General features: G+C 66.3%; 2 protein-coding genes. Both read left to right on the top strand.

Going from position 1 to position 540, the window contains the following annotated elements; genetic code table 11:
- A partial coding sequence (locus tag ACFSNB_RS18825) for an ABC transporter ATP-binding protein C-terminal domain-containing protein (protein ID WP_377319360.1) occupies positions 1 to 107 on the top strand: 107 nt, incomplete at its 5' end.
- On the top strand, positions 107 to 540 hold a 434-nt coding region (locus ACFSNB_RS18830; protein WP_377319358.1), incomplete at its 3' end, for an ATP-binding cassette domain-containing protein. The genes ACFSNB_RS18825 and ACFSNB_RS18830, both read left to right, overlap by 1 nt.

Consider the following 540-nt stretch of genomic DNA (forward strand, 5'->3'; position numbering starts at 1 on the left):
CGGACCATGTGAAGAACGACCCGAAGGTCATCGCCGCCTATCTGGGTGTCGAGGATGATGAAGTGGAAGACGTGATTGCGGAAGAACTCGACGGAGGAGCGGCCTGATGTCCGGTGAACCGCTTCTGAAAGTCCAGGGTGTCGAAACCTATTATGGCAATATCCGCGCTCTGGCCGGTGTCGATGTCGAGGTCAACAAGGGTGAAATCGTCAGCCTGATCGGCGCCAATGGCGCCGGCAAGTCGACGCTGATGATGACCACCAGCGGCCATCGCAGCCTGCCCAAGGAGAGCCTCAAGGTGCGCCGCGCGCTGCTGTCGCGCCCGCGGCCGGCCGAAACGCCGGCACAGCGGTTCGACAACATCATCGACCACTATGTGAGCCTGTACGGCGTGATCGGCAGCCCGGGCTACCGGCCCGAGCCTCACGCGCTGCGCGAGCGCATCGCGCGCGGCGTGAAGCGGTCGTTCCGGCCGCAGGCGGTGGCGCGCCAGCTGGTCGCCATCGCGGCCGACACGCACCGGGCCGAGCGGCTGCCGCG

Source organism: Phaeospirillum tilakii, assembly GCF_042683125.1.
GTDB classification, from domain to species: domain Bacteria; phylum Pseudomonadota; class Alphaproteobacteria; order Rhodospirillales; family Magnetospirillaceae; genus Phaeospirillum; species Phaeospirillum tilakii.